At 58.2% G+C, this 15,247-nt stretch carries 10 protein-coding genes and 1 tRNA gene; 8 read left to right on the plus strand and 3 right to left on the minus strand.

Annotated features, from left to right (window positions below; genetic code table 11):
• Nucleotides 1–33 precede the first annotated feature (33 nt).
• From B3C38_RS04300 to B3C38_RS04320, 5 genes are all read left to right on the plus strand, one after another.
• Nucleotides 34–3,210: a SusC/RagA family TonB-linked outer membrane protein gene (locus B3C38_RS04300; RefSeq protein WP_286725677.1), complete on the plus strand. Its 3,177-nt coding sequence runs from the start codon at nt 34–36 to the stop codon at nt 3,208–3,210.
• Nucleotides 3,211–3,239: 29 nt separating this feature from the next.
• Nucleotides 3,240–4,907 (plus strand): RagB/SusD family nutrient uptake outer membrane protein, encoded by a 1,668-nt coding sequence (locus B3C38_RS04305; protein ID WP_022332806.1) that lies wholly within the window; start codon nt 3,240–3,242, stop codon nt 4,905–4,907.
• A gap of 28 nt (nt 4,908–4,935) precedes the next feature.
• On the plus strand, nt 4,936–7,371 hold the full coding sequence (locus B3C38_RS04310) for a hypothetical protein (RefSeq protein ID WP_286725680.1): 2,436 nt from the start codon (nt 4,936–4,938) through the stop codon (nt 7,369–7,371).
• An 81-nt stretch (nt 7,372–7,452) separates the two neighbouring features.
• Nucleotides 7,453–9,519 (plus strand): S8 family serine peptidase, encoded by a 2,067-nt coding sequence (locus tag B3C38_RS04315; protein ID WP_278808713.1) that lies wholly within the window; start codon nt 7,453–7,455, stop codon nt 9,517–9,519.
• Nucleotides 9,520–9,533: 14 nt separating this feature from the next.
• On the plus strand, nt 9,534–10,007 hold the full coding sequence (locus B3C38_RS04320; protein WP_022332809.1) for a lipocalin family protein: 474 nt from the start codon (nt 9,534–9,536) through the stop codon (nt 10,005–10,007).
• Nucleotides 10,008–10,188: 181 nt separating this feature from the next.
• On the opposite strand, the gene B3C38_RS04325 is transcribed toward B3C38_RS04320, so the two are convergent.
• Nucleotides 10,189–10,261: transfer RNA gene (locus B3C38_RS04325), tRNA-Phe, on the minus strand.
• A gap of 338 nt (nt 10,262–10,599) precedes the next feature.
• Entirely contained in the window at nt 10,600–11,589 is a 990-nt protein-coding gene (locus B3C38_RS04330) for an NAD(P)H-dependent flavin oxidoreductase (protein ID WP_022332810.1), read from the minus strand.
• Nucleotides 11,590–11,736: 147 nt separating this feature from the next.
• Here B3C38_RS04330 and B3C38_RS04335 point away from each other — a divergent pair, with 147 nt between their 5' ends.
• A complete protein-coding gene (locus tag B3C38_RS04335) occupies nt 11,737–12,777 on the plus strand; it encodes a nucleoid-associated protein (RefSeq protein WP_022332811.1) in 1,041 nt (346 codons plus the stop codon).
• A gap of 386 nt (nt 12,778–13,163) precedes the next feature.
• Complete coding sequence (locus B3C38_RS04340; RefSeq protein ID WP_130065668.1) at nt 13,164–13,400, plus strand: helix-turn-helix domain-containing protein; 237 nt, start codon at nt 13,164–13,166, stop codon at nt 13,398–13,400.
• Nucleotides 13,401–13,442: 42 nt separating this feature from the next.
• Here the strand turns inward: B3C38_RS04340 and B3C38_RS04345 are convergent, their stop codons facing one another.
• The gene (locus B3C38_RS04345) at nt 13,443–14,180 is read right to left on the minus strand and encodes a GNAT family N-acetyltransferase (protein ID WP_256166050.1); all 738 of its coding nucleotides are present in this window, start codon (nt 14,178–14,180) and stop codon (nt 13,443–13,445) included.
• A 117-nt stretch (nt 14,181–14,297) separates the two neighbouring features.
• On the opposite strand from B3C38_RS04345, the gene def reads away from it, so the two are divergent.
• Nucleotides 14,298–14,885 carry a peptide deformylase gene (gene def / locus B3C38_RS04350; RefSeq protein WP_022332814.1) on the plus strand — a complete coding sequence of 196 codons (588 nt, stop codon included), beginning with the start codon at nt 14,298–14,300 and terminating at the stop codon, nt 14,883–14,885.
• The last annotated feature ends 362 nt before the right edge of the window (nt 14,886–15,247 follow it).

Genomic DNA, 15,247 nt, shown 5'->3' on the forward strand with positions numbered 1-15,247 from the left:
TTTTATTTTAAAATTAATTTAAAATTAACGCTTATGGTAAGAAAAATTGTACTATCGTTAATTGCCGTTTTGGGGATTTGCGCCGTTGCAATGGCCCAGAACCAGCAGGTTTCCGGTACAGTTACCGATGCCGCCGGTGCTCCGGTGGCTGGAGCCACAGTCATGGTGGACGGAACGACGGTCGGAACGACGACGAGTGCTGACGGCGCTTACTCGATTTCTGTTCCCAGGGAGGGTGTTCTGCTGGTGACCTTCATCGGCTATGAGCCCCAGCGTATTGCTGTCGCCGGAAAAACCCGTGTGAACGTCGTGATGAAGGAGGATACGCAGGCGATCGACGACGTGATCGTGGTAGCATACGGTACGGCCAAAAAAGAGGCCTTTACGGGTTCTGCTTCCGTGATGAAGGCCGAGGATATCGGCAAGCGCCAGGTATCCAACATTTCGAACGCCCTGGCGGGTGCCGTGGCCGGTGTGCAGGCTGTTTCGTCGAACGGACAGCCGGGTGAGAGTGCCAAGATCCGTATCCGTGGTATTGGCTCCATGTCGGCGAGCAGTGCTCCGCTCTATATCGTGGACGGGGCCCCTTACGACGGGTCGCTCTCGTTCCTGAACAGTGCCGATATCGAGTCGATCACGGTGCTGAAGGATGCCGCCGCGTCGGCCATCTACGGTGCCCGCGGTGCCAACGGCGTCGTGCTGGTCACCACCAAGCGCGGCAAGTCGCAGGATGCGACCGTGACCTTCGACGCCAAGTGGGGTACCAACTCCCGCGGTGTGCCCAATTACGACGTGATTTCCGATCCGGGACTGTATTACGAACTGGGCTACAAAGCTTTGTACAACAGTAAGTTCTATGCCGGGAGCTCGGCGGCGGATTCGCGCGCGTTTGCCAACTCCGCCCTGTTCGACTCGACGAACGGCGGTACGGGTTACAACGTCTACACGCTTCCCGAAGGCCAGACGCTGATCGGTGCCAACGGCAAACTCAATCCCAACGCCAAACTGGGCTACTCCGACGGGCAGTATTACTACACCCCCGACGATTGGTACGACGAGCTGTTCGGCAGCGGCAACCTGCGCCAGGAGTACAACGTCTCCGTCGCGGGTGCTTCGGAACGCCTCAACTACTACCTCTCGGCCGGTTACCTCGACGATTCGGGCATCATCAAGAATTCGGGCTTCACCCGTTATTCGACCCGTATGAAGGCCGATTACCAGGCCAAGAAGTGGCTGAAGGTCGGTGGCAATATCGGTTTCTCGCACGCTATTACCAACTCCCCTACGGGGCAGACCGACTGGGGTTCGTCGGGCAACCTGTTCTACCTGGCCAACATGATTGCCCCGATCTACCCGATGTATGTGCGCGATGCCGATAAGAAGATCATGTACGACGAACACGGCAATAAGATCTACGACTCGGGTGTGAATACCAACCAGATACGCTCGTTCTCGGGCGGTGCCAACCCCATGATCTCGATCGACCTGGATCGCCACCGCACCTATACTGATGCGATCAACGGCAACTGGTTTGCGACCGTGACGCCCGTCGAGGGGCTGAACGTCACGGCCAACATCAGTGCCAGCGCCATCAACCGCCGTGCGAACCACCTTTATAACTCCTACTACGGTTCCTATATCGGCAAAGGTTCGGTCTCCGTTGCGCAGTCGCGTACGTTCGGCGTCAACCAGCAGTACCTGGCTTCGTACAAGAGAACGTTCGCCCAGAAGCACAACTTCGACGTGCTGGTCGGCTTCGAGAACTATTCGCTGAAGATGCAGTACCTCTCGGGCAGCAACACCGACCTTTACAATCCCAATGTAGGGGAGCTGGACAACACGATCTATGAGACCCCGCAGGTTTCGTCCTACACCGATACCTATTTTACAATGGGTATTCTCTCGCGTGTGCAGTACGACTACGACGGCAAGTATTTCTTCTCGGCATCCTACCGCCGCGATGCTTCGTCGCGCTTCCATCCCGACCACCGCTGGGGTAACTTCGGTTCCGTGGGTGGTGCATGGCTGCTGACCAAGGAGAACTTCCTGAAGGATGTGAAGTGGCTCAACATGCTGAAACTGAAGGCTTCGTATGGTATCCAGGGTAACGACGACCTGCTCGATCCCAGCGGTTACAGCAACTACTATCCCTACCAGGATCAGTATTCGGTAGGCCGTGTCGACGGCGATTTCTCGTTGACGCTCAACTACAAGGGTAATAAGAACATTACGTGGGAGTCCTCGCACTCGCTCAACGTGGGTGTCGAGTTCGGCCTTTGGGACGACCGCCTGAGCGGTAGCGTCGAGTATTTCTCGCGCAAGACCTCGGACATGCTCTACTACAAACCCGTACCTCCTTCGCTGGGTTACTCGCGGCAGCCTATCAACGTGGGTTCGATGCGCAACGCCGGTGTCGAGATCCAGCTGTCCGCCGGGTTGCTGCGCTATAAGAATTTCTCGTGGGATCTGGATCTCAATATGACGCACTACAAGAACAAGATCCTCTCGCTCGACGGCGACGTGCCCGAGACGGGACTGGTTTACTCGATGGCGATCCGCGAGGTGGGCGGCTCGATGTACGACTCCTACCTGAAGACCTATGCGGGTGTCGATCCCAACACCGGTAAGTCGCTCTGGTACGTAGACCCCGACAACGGCGATTATTCGACCACGGATGTTTACGACAACGCCCGCCAGGCCCGCCAGGGCAGCACGCTGGCCAAGGTGAGCGGCGGCTTCGCCACTTCGCTGAGCTTCTACGGCGTGGATATCTCGGCACAGTTCGCTTACCAGCTCGGTGGCAAACTCTACGACAACACCTACCACGAATTGATGCACTACGGCGATAACCTGGGTATGAACTTCCACAAGGATGCCCTCAAGGCCTGGACGCCCGAGAACCCCAACACGAATGTCCCGCGCCTGAACTCGTCCGACGATTCGAACCAGAAATATTCGTCGCGCTTCCTCGTAAGCTCCGACTACCTTTCGGTCAACAATGTGACGGTAGGCTATACCCTTCCCAAGAAGTGGTCGAACAAGATCGGCCTGGGCAGCATCCGCATCTATTTCTCGGGTGACAACCTCGCCGTCTTCTCCGCCCGCGAAGGTCTCGACCCCCGCATCGTATTCGGCGGTACGGGTACTGCGGACAACACCTCCTATTCGGCCCTGCGTACCATTTCGGGCGGTATTAACCTGACGTTCTAATTTTGGCACAATCAAATAACAACGTGTATATGAAAGCAATCAATAAAATATGGGTATTTGCCCTGGGGACGGCGGTTATGGTCTCCTGCTCCGACCTCGATACGTTCCCCGAGAGCGGTATTGTGACCGAGGATCAGAAAAAGGAGGTCGTGGAGGACAACCCCGAACGTCTGCAGGCGGATATCAACACCCTGTCTTCGATCTTCACGAAGCTCCTGCCCAACTGGGCCGGAGGTAGCGCCACGCCTTTCCACAACGACTTCAGCTATCCTGCCGTATGTATCGCCACCGACGGCAACGGTGCCGACATGGTATCGGACAACAGCGACTACGAGTGGTTTTCGGTTGCGTTCGAGTATTCGGATCGCAACGCCAACTATGCCGTGCCCATGTTCACCTGGAATTTCTGCTACAAGCTGAACAAGCAGGCCAACGACATCCTGGCTACGATCCCTGCGGATACCGAAAACCAGACGCTTATCCACTATCGCGGCCAGGCTCTGGTGGCGCGTGCGTTCGCCAACTTCACGCTGGCGCAGCGTTTCCAGTTCACCTACAAGGGCAACGAGGACAAACCGACGGTACCCATCGTGACGTGGGACATGCCGGCCGAGCGTGCCGGTGCGAACCCCCGTGCCACCAATGCCGAGATCTACAAGCTGATCTACGACGATCTGACGCAGGCCATCGCCGACCTCGAGGGTTTCCAGCGCACGAGCAAGGCCGCCGCCGACCGGAACGTGGCTTACGGAATGCGTGCCCGCGTGAACCTGGTGATGAACAACTGGGGCGAAGCTGCCACCGATGCCGAAGCTGCCCTGAGCGGCTACACGTTCCTCTCCAAGGACGACGTGTCGGCTCCCGGTTTCAACAGTGCCAACTCCCCGTCGTGGATCTGGGCCGGCATCTACAAGGCTGCCGACACCCCCGCCAACTACCGCAATATCACCTGGGGCGGACACCTCTGCTCCTTTGCCCGCGGTTATACCACCAGCCAGGGTTTGTATAAGCGTATCAATTCGCTGCTTTACAACATGATCCCCGATACGGACGTGCGCAAGGGATGGTGGATCAACGCCAGCCTCGAATCGCCGCTGCTCGACCACATGGACTGGGACGGCGTGACCGGCTCGGCCATCAGCTCGCTGGCGATTCCCAATGTCAAGCGTGCCTTCCAGCCCTATACCAACGTGAAGTTCGCGCCTTATGAAAATAAGTGCGGTACGGACATCAACGCGGGCGACTGGTGTATCATGCGTGCCGAGGAGATGCTTCTCATCCAGGCCGAGGCCATGGCCATGGGCGGCAACCTCGGCGGCGGCAAGTCCCTGCTCGAGAATTGGGTCAAGACCTACCGCGATCCTTCGTATTCGTGCGCCGCCACGACTCCCGAGGCTTTCCAGAGCGAGATCTGGTGGCAGCGCCGCGTCGAGTTGTGGGGCGAGGGCCATGCCTATACCGACATCATGCGTCTGAAGAAGAACCTCGTGCGGTGCACGACGGACGGCAAGTCGGACTTCCCCGATGCCTGGGCGTTCAACATCGCGGCGACGGACGGTATCCTGCTGATGCGTATCCCCACCGGGGAGACCAACGCCAATGCGGCTATCGACCCTGTCAAGGATAACAACAACGAGGGTACGTTCCCTGTTAACGGCAGCGGAGCTGGTTTGACCGACGGATGCGTAGTTAAATAAGTTTTGAACCGGATAACATCGACAAAATATGAAAACACTCAAGAGTTTATTATATGTGTTCCTGGCGGCGTTCCTCTTCGTGGGGTGTAACGACGACGAGAACTTCAACCCCGGGGAACCCGAAGATCCCGATTGTTACAGCGTCTATTTCCCTACGCAGGAGAATATAGGTTCCAAGGAACTCGACCCCGCGGCTCCGACCGAGATGACGTTCACCGTACGCCGCCTGAAGAGCGAGGGTGCGATCGTAGTTCCCGTGGCCGTAACGTCGAGTGAGGAGGGAATCTTCGTTCCCTCGCAGATCGAATTTGCCGACGGGCAGGAGGAGACGACCTTCAGCATTCAGTTCCCGCAGGCCGAAATCGGTACCACCTATAAATGCGAGGTCAATATCGAGGACAAGAAGTACGCCTCCGTCTATGGTGAAAAAGCCACGGGCTTCGCCTTCAGCGTGACCCGCGTGAAGTGGAACAAACTGACGGGCAAAGGCGGCGAGACCAAGGGCAAGTGGCGCGACGACATCATTTCGACGCTGTTCAATACCGCCAACCCCAACGCCGAGGTCGACGTGGAGATTTACGAGCGGGCCGACAAACCCGGTTACTACCGCATGAATCCCTTTACGCAGGATTTGATCCGGGCCCTCTTTAACGGAACCGCACAGGCTTGCACCGAACCCAATATCATTATCGACGCCACCAACCCCGATGCCGTGTGGATCCCTTACCAGACGACGGGCGTGACGCTCGGAGGTGACGGCGAGATCGAAATTGCTTCGAAGGTCAATGCCAACTTCTCCTCCGTGAGCGAGTCGGCCAGCCTCTACGGTACGCTCAAGGACGGTATCATTACCTTCCCGGCCACCGGCATCATGGTGAACTTCACGGTCTCCGGCGGGTGGTACGGCGCCAACGGCAGCGGTCTGCAACGGATCATGCTTCCGGGTGCCAAGGCATACGACTATACGCTCGCACTGACGAACACCGAGCCTGCGGCCGGTGTGGTCAAGGTCGGCTTCAAGTTCGGTGCGGACGTGGCCAAGGTGAAATACGCGTTCTTCAACGGCTCGATGAGCGACGCGTTGGCCGACGTCCGTTCGGGCGAGATCGAATCGGGTGAGACCCCTTCCACCGAAATCACGGCTTCCGGCACGGTTTCCGCTTCGTTCGACGATACGGGCGTTTATTCGGTCGTCGGCAATATGTACAACACGGCCGGCGAACTGGTAGGGCGTTCGTTCCTCTCGTTCGGGTACGTCAAGTCGGGTGAGGAGTCCCAGAATGCGGTTATCCTTTCGGTAAGAACCGAACTTTCCTGGGAAAAAGAGGCGTTGGGCTATACCCCCGAGAATTCGATCAAGGCGATCCTGTTCGGACAGAATATCCAGTCGGGTTATTGGGGTTTGTTCAAGACTTCCGACCTGGCAGGCCTGAGCACGGCACAGTTGGGACAGGTTGCCAAATCCTCGGGCGATGCGTTCACGGAAGAAGAGCTCGCGAAGATCAACGGCAAAGAGTCTTTGGTTCCGTTCCTCGTCGGCCTGAACAGCGGTACGAGCTATACGCTCCTGGTGTCGGCTTTCAACGGGTATTTCTCCAAGGTCTATGCCGTCGAGCAGACTACCGCCGGTAAGGAAGACCCCATGCAGCAGAAGTATAAATTCGACGACGTCAAGGGTGAGGTGAGCAAAGACGATCTCTTCAATACGACGTGGAATTACTATGCCGTGGATGCATTCGACGAAAATGATGCCACCAACCGCCAATACCTCGGCAAGGTCACGTTCAGTGAGAATGCTGACGATCCTAATTACGTCAAAGTCAAGGGACTTTCGTCCTACCTTGCTTCGAATCTGGATACGAAAGACGACACGTTCCTGGCAAAGTACAACGGACTGGTCAGCCCGATGCCGACCTGCCACATCGGTATGTTCAAGACCTATCATGTCGGCAACATGTTCACCTACGAAGAGAATCCCACGGGAATAAATGGCAGCCAGGGTTGTCTCTATGCAGGCTATGTCGATGACGGAATCCTTGCATTCGTTCCGAACCCGAATTATGTGACGCAGGGCTACACCTTCAAAGGTATCTATTGGGGTGGTTTCGGCAATTATGATCCAACCACGGGCAAATTCACGAATTTGGCTGCCGATCTGGTACAGTTCGACTACCTGATGCTGATAAATCCCGCAAACGACCCCAATGCGGTAACTGCCGCGGCTGTTGCCCGGGAGCTTGAGGTACGGCCGGCCAACAATTTCGTCGAACTGCGCGGGCCCGAATTGATTCAGGTACTTTGGAGCGAGCAGACCGGCAAACCTGTCAACCGTGCAACATTCGGCGGTTACGGTATGCAGCCCGACCTGGGCGTGGCCGATGCGGTCGCGACCTTCAGCGAGGGCAGTATGCCCCAGGCTCCGGGGGCGATCGTGATGATCGGCAAGAAGGTATCCTTGAAGTAACCGATTCCGGCAATGTTGGAATAATTATCGGGAGGAGCCGGCTCTGAGGGGTCGGCTCCGCCCTCTAAAAACCGATAGACTATGGCTGATAAAAAAATCCTACTTTTCGCCGTGCTGTTGCTGGCGGCGTGTACCGCCGATCCGGCGATGGATGGTGCCGACGGCGGGAATTCTTCTGCGAATACCGCAGCCGCCGCGAAGCTGATCAACACGCCTTACGATGCCAAGCAGGGGTCGCTGATCGTTTGTTTCGACGATGCTGCCGTGCCGACCATCGAGGCTACGGCGGCTTCCTTCGCCGCAACGCGCGGCGATGCCGGGGACGCTGCAGTACTGACCCGTTCGGGCATTGCCCCGGTCGACGAAGTGTTGCAGGGGCTTGAAATCACCTCCCTGCGCCGTGTATTCCCCTACACACCCCGCCATGAGGAGCGTACGCGTGCCGCAGGCCTGCACAAATGGTATGTCGTGACTTTCGACGAGCAGGCCGACCTCGAAGCCGCCGCCCTGAAACTGGCCGCCGTGGCCGAAGTCCGGAATGTCGAGTTCAACACGAAGCTTTATGTGACCTCGGTAGGGCCGCGCCGACCGCTGACGGCTGCCGATATGGCTGCCACCCGCGCCGCAGCCGCGGGGCGGTTCAACGATCCGCAGCTTTCCCGCCAGTGGCACTACAACAACAACGGCGACAAGACCGTTGCCTCGACGTCCCGCGCCGGGGCCGACATCAACGCCCAGGATGCCTGGGCGATCACGGCCGGTAACCCCGGCGTGGTGGTCGCCATCGTGGATCAGGGCGTGAAATATACGCACCCCGACCTTGCGGCGAACATGTGGATCAATACGCAGGAGAAAAACGGGGCTACGGGTGCCGACGACGACGGGAACGGCTATATCGACGATATTTACGGGTATAACTTCGTCACGCGCGGTGCCGTCTCCTGGGATCGCGAGGTCTGGGTCGGCGGCGAGAACAAAGGCGATTCGGGGCACGGGACACATGTGGCCGGTACGGTGGCCGCCGTCAATAACAACGGCGTCGGTGTTTGCGGCGTGGCTGGCGGCACGGGGCGCAACGACGGGGTGAAACTCATGTCGTGCCAGATATTCTCGGGCAACGACGCCACCTCGGGGGCTATCACCACTTCCGCCGAAGCCATCAAGTATGCCGCTGACAACGGAGCTGCGATCATCCAGTGTTCGTTCGGAAGCAAGGCCGGAACCTATACTTCGGACAGCGCCTATGAACGCGGCTCGGGCGTGCAGTACAATGCCATCAAGTATTTCATCGAATCTCAGAACTGCGATGCCGTCGACGGCGGCGTGGTCATCTTTGCCGCCGGCAACGATGCTACTGCCATGTCGGGCTACCCGGGGGCTTACCACGATTATATCTCCGTGACCTCCTTCTCGCCCGATTACCTGCCGGCCTATTACACCAATTACGGCCCGGGCTGCAATATCTCGGCTCCCGGCGGCGACTATAAGATCAGTGCCGATGCGGCCAAGACCTACGCCGAAGTCCTGTCGACGGTTCCTTCCGAGTTGTCGGAATACAACGGTGCCGATTACGGCTTCATGCAGGGTACGTCGATGGCCTGCCCGCACGTTTCGGGCGTCGCGGCGCTCGGGCTCTCCTATGCGCTGGAAAAGGGAAAGAAATTCACGCTCGACGAATTCAAGACCATGATCCTCACCTCGGTGAATGATATGGAAACCTATCTCGATGGTTCGAAAACCGGCCTTGTACTGGCCGACTACCGCAAGAAGATGGGTACCGGGTCGATCGACGCGTACCAGCTGCTCATGCAGGTCGAAGGGACACCCTGCCTGCGGGCCAAGGTCGGCACCAAGCAGCTCGTGGCCCTGACCAAATATTTCGGCGGCTCGGCTTCGAACCTGACCTATCTGCGGGTCGAGATGACGCGGGAGAATATGGATAAGCTCGGCATCACCGAGGCTCCTTCGATCTCCTACGGCAAACTGATGATCCACTGCACCAAACCCGGTGTCGCCAAGATCTCCGTCACGGCTATTGCCGGCGGCGGGAGTGTGGGCGGCGGCAGTTCGATGGGCGGTCAGGAGATCACCAAGGAATTCGCCGTCATCGCCCGCGCGACGGAAAATGCGAACGGAGGTTGGTTATAATAAACGATAAGATCATGAGAAAAACTCTTTATACCTTATTCGCCGTGCTCGGTTTGTGCATGTTCGCCGGCTGCGGCTCTTCGTCGAAAGGCGACGACGCTTCGCCGCTGGCCAAGCAGCTCGTGGGCGAATGGCACCTCGTTTCGTGGAACGGGGCAGCCCCCGGCGTATTCGATGCTTACGTGTCGTTCGCTTCGGATAAGACCTTCGAAATCTACCAGCAGATCGAGCAGGTCGGATACCAGAAATACACGGGTTCCTACCTGATCGGCAACAAGATGCTTTCGGGTAAATACAGCGACAATACGCCCTGGGGCAGCTCTTACGAAGTGTCGTTCGATGAGTCGGGCAATACGCTCACGCTGGTGAGCGATCCTTCGGTGGGCGAAGTGAGCGTCTATACGCGCGCTTCGATACCCGTGTCGGTCAAGGGCGGAGCCACGGTCATGAAGGCCTCTTCCCGCGCCGCCGGCCCGCTGCTGTTCTGACGACCCGGTTTTTCTGTAAAACTTTCTGGAAATGCCTTCTGCAATTCGCAGAAGGCATTTCCCATGTTGCGGACTTGTGCGGGTTTTACTTGAAAATAGGCACCGAAACATCGCTTGTTTTGCCCTGGGAGAAACAGAAACCCTTGATTCCAAACGGAATCAAGGGTTTCTGTTTCTTTTGTGGTACCACCAGGAATCGAACCGGGGACACAAGGATTTTCAGTCCTTTGCTCTACCAACTGAGCTATGGCACCATCCCGATAATTGCGGTCGGAAGCACTTCTTTCCCGTATTATCGTGGTGCAAAGGTAAACAAAATTTCCAAACGTGCAAAATATTCTCCGAATTTTTGCGCATTATTACACTTCCAGGCTGATCCTGGGCACATACAAATGTCCTGTACTCCTGCCTGCCGAGTCTTGTCGGACAGGGTCTGATTGAAAATATTGCCGGGACTTGCCATTTCCATCCTTGGCTGCCCCGATTCCGGAGGGCTGGACCGATAATAAACCATTTTCATTCGACCTCACTTACGGGGCATTCGGAGTCTGGATGCCGGTTCTGAAACCCGGTCCGGCGGGAACCCACCGGATTACCGGGCGTACCCTTGCTCATCGGCCGCAAGGGCTGCTCCCTGCCCGGCTTGCCTTACAAGTCCCTGCAGCCCGGCCTCGTATTCCGCAATGGTTTCGCGGACGATTTGTCCCGCCGTCGGCAGCTCGCGGATCAGCGAGGCTGCCTGCCCGATTTCCAGTTCGCCGTCCGTCAGGTCGCCTTCGAAGATGCCCCGTTTCGAGCGTCCGCGTCCAAGCAGCTGCTGTAACTCTTCGGCCGTCGCACCCCTGTTCTCCGCCTCCTCGACCGCACGGAAAAAGTCGTTGCGGATCAGGCGTGTCGGACTGAGTTTCTTCAGCGCGAGCATCGTGTCGCCCTCCTGCAGTCCGATACAGAGTTTCTTGAATGCGTCGCTGGCGGAACTCTCCTCCGAAAGCGCGAACCGCGTTCCCATCTGGATGCCCTCGGCTCCCAGCGCGAACGCCGCCAGCATACCGCGCCCGGTGGCGATGCCGCCTGCGGCGATCAGCGGTATCGCCACGGCCTGCCGCACCCGGGGTACGAGCACCATCGTCGTGGTCTCCTCGCGTCCGTTGTGGCCGCCGGCCTCGAAGCCCTCTGCTACCACGGCATCGACCCCTGCCTGCTGGCTTTTCAGGGCGAACTTTGTGCTCGAAATCACGTGCGCCACCTTGCATCCCGCTTCGTGCAGGCGGGCCGTCCATGTTTTCGGGCTGCCCGCCGAGGTAAACACTGCGGGTACGCGTTCCTCCATGATGACGCCCATGATCTCTTCTGCGTAGCGGTACATCAGCGGGACGTTCACGCCGAACGGTTTACAGGTCGCCGCGCGGCATTTGCGGATATGCTCGCGCAGCAGGTCGGGCGTCATCGAGCCGGAGCCGATCAGCCCCAGTCCGCCTGCTTCGCTTACGGCTGCGGCCAGCCGCCAGCCGCTGCACCAGATCATGCCGCCCGCGACGATGGGGTAGCGTATGCCGAACAGCGAAGTGATTCTGTTTTCCATGGTTTCAGGTATTTGTCGTCCTGCAAAAATAGGCAAATTATCGGGAGTGCAAACGGCCTGCCACGGGAAATAACGGCCGTATTCCTTGGCCGGGGCTGAAAATTTTGCCACCTTTGTCCCGCGTTTTACGAATAACCGTTCACAGCCATGTTATATACGGAAGATACCCGGATCGCGGCGCTGGCCGTGCATATCGTCGGGAACAAGGCCAAGGACGAGCCCCTGCTCGTCGCCCCCGCATTGTCCGGCCAGGTCGGCGACACCGGCCTGATGCAGACCCTGACCGCCTATTTCGCCGGAGGTTTCAAATCCGAGGAGTACTACAACCTCCACCACGAAACCGACCTGGCTTGCAACGAGGTCTATAATTTCGTCTGCAAGGTGTTCGACGACCGGGAGACGTTCTACGACAACTCCGTGGGCCTTGCCCGGCACCTTTACGAGACGGGCACACACCCGCAGATCAAGGGCGGCGAATTTTACGTCGTCTATTTCACCGGCTGCCGTTTCGGGGGCGAGGCGGTCGATGCCGTCGGGCTTTTCAAGTCCGAGACCCGCGATACGTTCCTTGATGTCGGGGAGCAGGACGGGCAGCTGCATATCTCCTCCTGCCAGGGAATCAACGTCGACAAACTGGACAAAGGGTGCCTCGTGTTCGATACCGAGCGCGAAGAAGGCTTCGCCGTCTGCGTCGTGGACAACACCAACCGGGCGGAAGCGCGTTACTGGATCGACGATTTCCTGCATGTCCGCCCGCGGCAGGACAACTACCACAACACGCACAACGTCCTGGCCATGTGCAAGAAATACGTGACCGGGCACCTTCCCTCGGAGTTCGACGTGTCGAAGGCCGACCAGGCCGAGATGCTCAACGAGACGATGAAATACTTCCGGGAGCAGGACTGTTTTTCGCTCGACGACTTTTCCGAAAAGGTGATCCGCCAGCCCGAGGTCATGGAGAGCTTCTCTCGCTACAAACAGGAGTACGAGCAGGAGCGCGAGATCCGTATCGAGGATGAGTTCGCCATTTCCGATTCCGCCGTCAGGAAACAGGCGCGCGCCTATAAGAGCGTCATCAAGCTCGACCGCAATTTCCATATCTATGTCCACGGCAACCGCAATCTGCTGGAGCAGGGCGAGGACGAGAAGGGCAAATTTTACAAGGTCTATTACCAGGAGGAGCAATAACATTCCTTCCCGGGCGGGATTGCCGCACCGGCAAGGCGGGTTGCACGACGCAGCCCGCTTTTTTTGCGTTGTGCCGAATAACCGGATTTTGAATTCCCGTCGCCGGGATCAAATAGTCGCTTATTGTGTATATTTGTATAGGAAGTGGGGATTCCGAAAGGTACGATAGGTTGCTGCGTTATCTTGCACGGCTTGATTTTTTGGTACATTTTAACCTGGTGAAGGCCGGGGCATCGGTTACGGGATATTCCGAAACGGTGCGATTGTGGTGCATTCGGGCTGAAATCGGCGGATTATCCGTCACAGGACTTCAGTGGAAACGGTATCATCCTGTCAACTACTTATTTGTAGTTATAAATCAGGGTATAAATGCGGTAATTTGCACTATGAAAAGGCAGCGGCAAAATGACTTTTTTGTCGGGCAGGTTGCAGACAGGCTGGCCAAGGCCAGACGGAGGCTAAACCTGACTCAGGAAGTCGTGCGTTTCGATACCGGACTGAATGTCGGCCGGATCGAAGCCGGATATACCGATATCACGCTGTCGACCTTGGCTGACCTATGTGATTATTATGATATTTCTCCCGGGGAGTTGTTACAGGGTATAGTGACGCACTCATCCTGAAGAGGGAACCGGCCGTATGGCCGGTTCCCTCGTTTTATGCCCTCATGTCCCGAGGGGTTTCTCGAATGCCAGCCGTTCGCCGCTCCGGTAGCGTACCTTGCCGCAATAGACGAACCCCAGCCGTCCGAGCATGCGCAGCATGTAACGGTTGTCGAAATTGGTGTCGACGCGCATACTGCCCGTGCCGCGCCCGTGCGCCATCGCTTCGACGCGCCGCATAAACTCCGTCGCCACCCCGCGGCCTTTCTCACCGTCGGCCACCGCCATGCGGTGCAGTACGACATACTCTCCGTCGGTGAGCCATGCCCCTTCGATGGCGTCGTAAGCGGGTTCCCCGTCGAAAACCACGGCCCCGTAGGCGATGACGTTGCCCTGTGCCGCGGCCGCTTTTGCAGGCTCTGTTTCTCCTCGTCCTCCCGCTTCTCCCGCTTTTTCCGCCTCTTCCGCCGCCGCTGCCGTTTCGTCAGCGCCGGATACTCCTGTTTTGCCGGCCGCCTCCGTGCCCGTTGTTTTCCCCGCGGCAGCCGTTACAGCCCGGAACCCCGCAGCCCCCGTGCCGTCGGTTCCCCGTGCATCCGTGCTCTTTCCCGCCTCCGGTTTCTCGAAGACCCATCCGTAGCCGCAGGCGATATCGTGTCCGATATCGGCCGTTGCCGGGTAGCCGTCCTGCCATTGCAGGCTTCCCAGTGCCCGCATCTGCGCCTGCGCCTGCCGGATGATCTCCATGATGCGCTCCGTGTCGGCGGGGCGGGCGCGCCGGAACAGTAATTTTTCGTTCATACGGCAAATATAGGATAAAATGCCGTGATACGCTACTGCACGGTAGAATATCGGTGCGGCGGAATTTCCGCCGTACTGCATTTTTCGCTACCTTTGATCTGCCATAACATACCTTCCATGAAGAATCTGCTTATCGTGTGCCTGTGCCTTGCGGCCTCATGCAGTGCCCTGCGGGGCTTTACCGATGCCGAATGCGGCGTGATCGCCTCGCAGCAGGGGCACATCATGCGCCTGTGGACGGTCGCCGACCCCGGCGATTCGCTGTTCCTGCGCCGCAAGGCTGTCCCGCTGGGGCGCGAGGAGTTGCAGTCCGCCCATTTCCGGATGCTCAAGGAGGGGATGCTGGCTACGGTGTGCGACACGACCGACCGGGGCGTGGGGATCGCCGCGCCCCAGGTCGGGGTGTCACGCAGGCTGATCGCCGTGCAGCGTTTCGACAAACCCGGTGAGCCGTTCTGCTTCTATGTCAACCCCGAAATCGTCTGGTATTCCCAGACCCGGCTTCCGGGTTCCGAAGGGTGCCTTTCCATCCCCGGTGTCTCGGGCAGTGTCCTGCGTTCGGAGAGGATCGTCGTCCGGTACCTGGACGAGGAGTCCCTGCGCATGGCCGCCGATACGGTCGAAGGGTTCACGGCCGTCATTTTCCAGCACGAGGTCGACCATCTGGACGGCGTGCTGTTCATCGACAGGCTGCTGCCGCGGTAGTCCCTGCCCGGTTGTTGCCCGGTCTATTCCGGTAGCCCTCGTCTGTCCCCTGTTATCCCCGTTCGCTTCCGGTACTCCTCGCTTGCGCTCCGGTTATTCCCGGCTGTTTCCGGGAACCTTCGGTTGCCCTCTTCCTCCACACACTCGCTCTTCTGTTATCCCTGTATAGTTCCCGGCAGCCGTGCAATCTTTTCCCGGCTGTCGCCCGCAGGACACGCCGATGGGGTAGCGATGGCCGCTCCGTTGGCCGCCTGACCGTCGGGGACGAATAATACCGCAGCGGGCGGAGCGGAACGCTTCTTCCGCTCCGCCCGTTTTTCGCTGCCCTGCCGGGAATTTCCGGCAGCCGGTTTCGCACCGTT

The organism is Alistipes sp. UBA1686 (assembly GCF_002320215.1).
Taxonomy (GTDB): Bacteria; Bacteroidota; Bacteroidia; order Bacteroidales; family Rikenellaceae; genus Alistipes; species Alistipes onderdonkii.

What these genes read in the sequence shown, in the direction of transcription:
- B3C38_RS04330 (WP_022332810.1), bottom strand. Translation starts at nt 11,589, where the DNA reads ATGGAAAACAGAATCACTTCGCTGTTCGGCATACGCTACCCCATCGTC.
- B3C38_RS04320 (WP_022332809.1), top strand. Translation starts at nt 9,534, where the DNA reads ATGAGAAAAACTCTTTATACCTTATTCGCCGTGCTCGGTTTGTGCATG.
- B3C38_RS04305 (WP_022332806.1), top strand. Translation starts at nt 3,240, where the DNA reads ATGAAAGCAATCAATAAAATATGGGTATTTGCCCTGGGGACGGCGGTT.
- B3C38_RS04345 (WP_256166050.1), bottom strand. Translation starts at nt 14,180, where the DNA reads ATGAACGAAAAATTACTGTTCCGGCGCGCCCGCCCCGCCGACACGGAG.
- B3C38_RS04335 (WP_022332811.1), top strand. Translation starts at nt 11,737, where the DNA reads ATGTTATATACGGAAGATACCCGGATCGCGGCGCTGGCCGTGCATATC.
- B3C38_RS04340 (WP_130065668.1), top strand. Translation starts at nt 13,164, where the DNA reads ATGAAAAGGCAGCGGCAAAATGACTTTTTTGTCGGGCAGGTTGCAGAC.
- B3C38_RS04310 (WP_286725680.1), top strand. Translation starts at nt 4,936, where the DNA reads ATGAAAACACTCAAGAGTTTATTATATGTGTTCCTGGCGGCGTTCCTC.
- B3C38_RS04300 (WP_286725677.1), top strand. Translation starts at nt 34, where the DNA reads ATGGTAAGAAAAATTGTACTATCGTTAATTGCCGTTTTGGGGATTTGC.
- B3C38_RS04315 (WP_278808713.1), top strand. Translation starts at nt 7,453, where the DNA reads ATGGCTGATAAAAAAATCCTACTTTTCGCCGTGCTGTTGCTGGCGGCG.
- def (WP_022332814.1), top strand. Translation starts at nt 14,298, where the DNA reads ATGAAGAATCTGCTTATCGTGTGCCTGTGCCTTGCGGCCTCATGCAGT.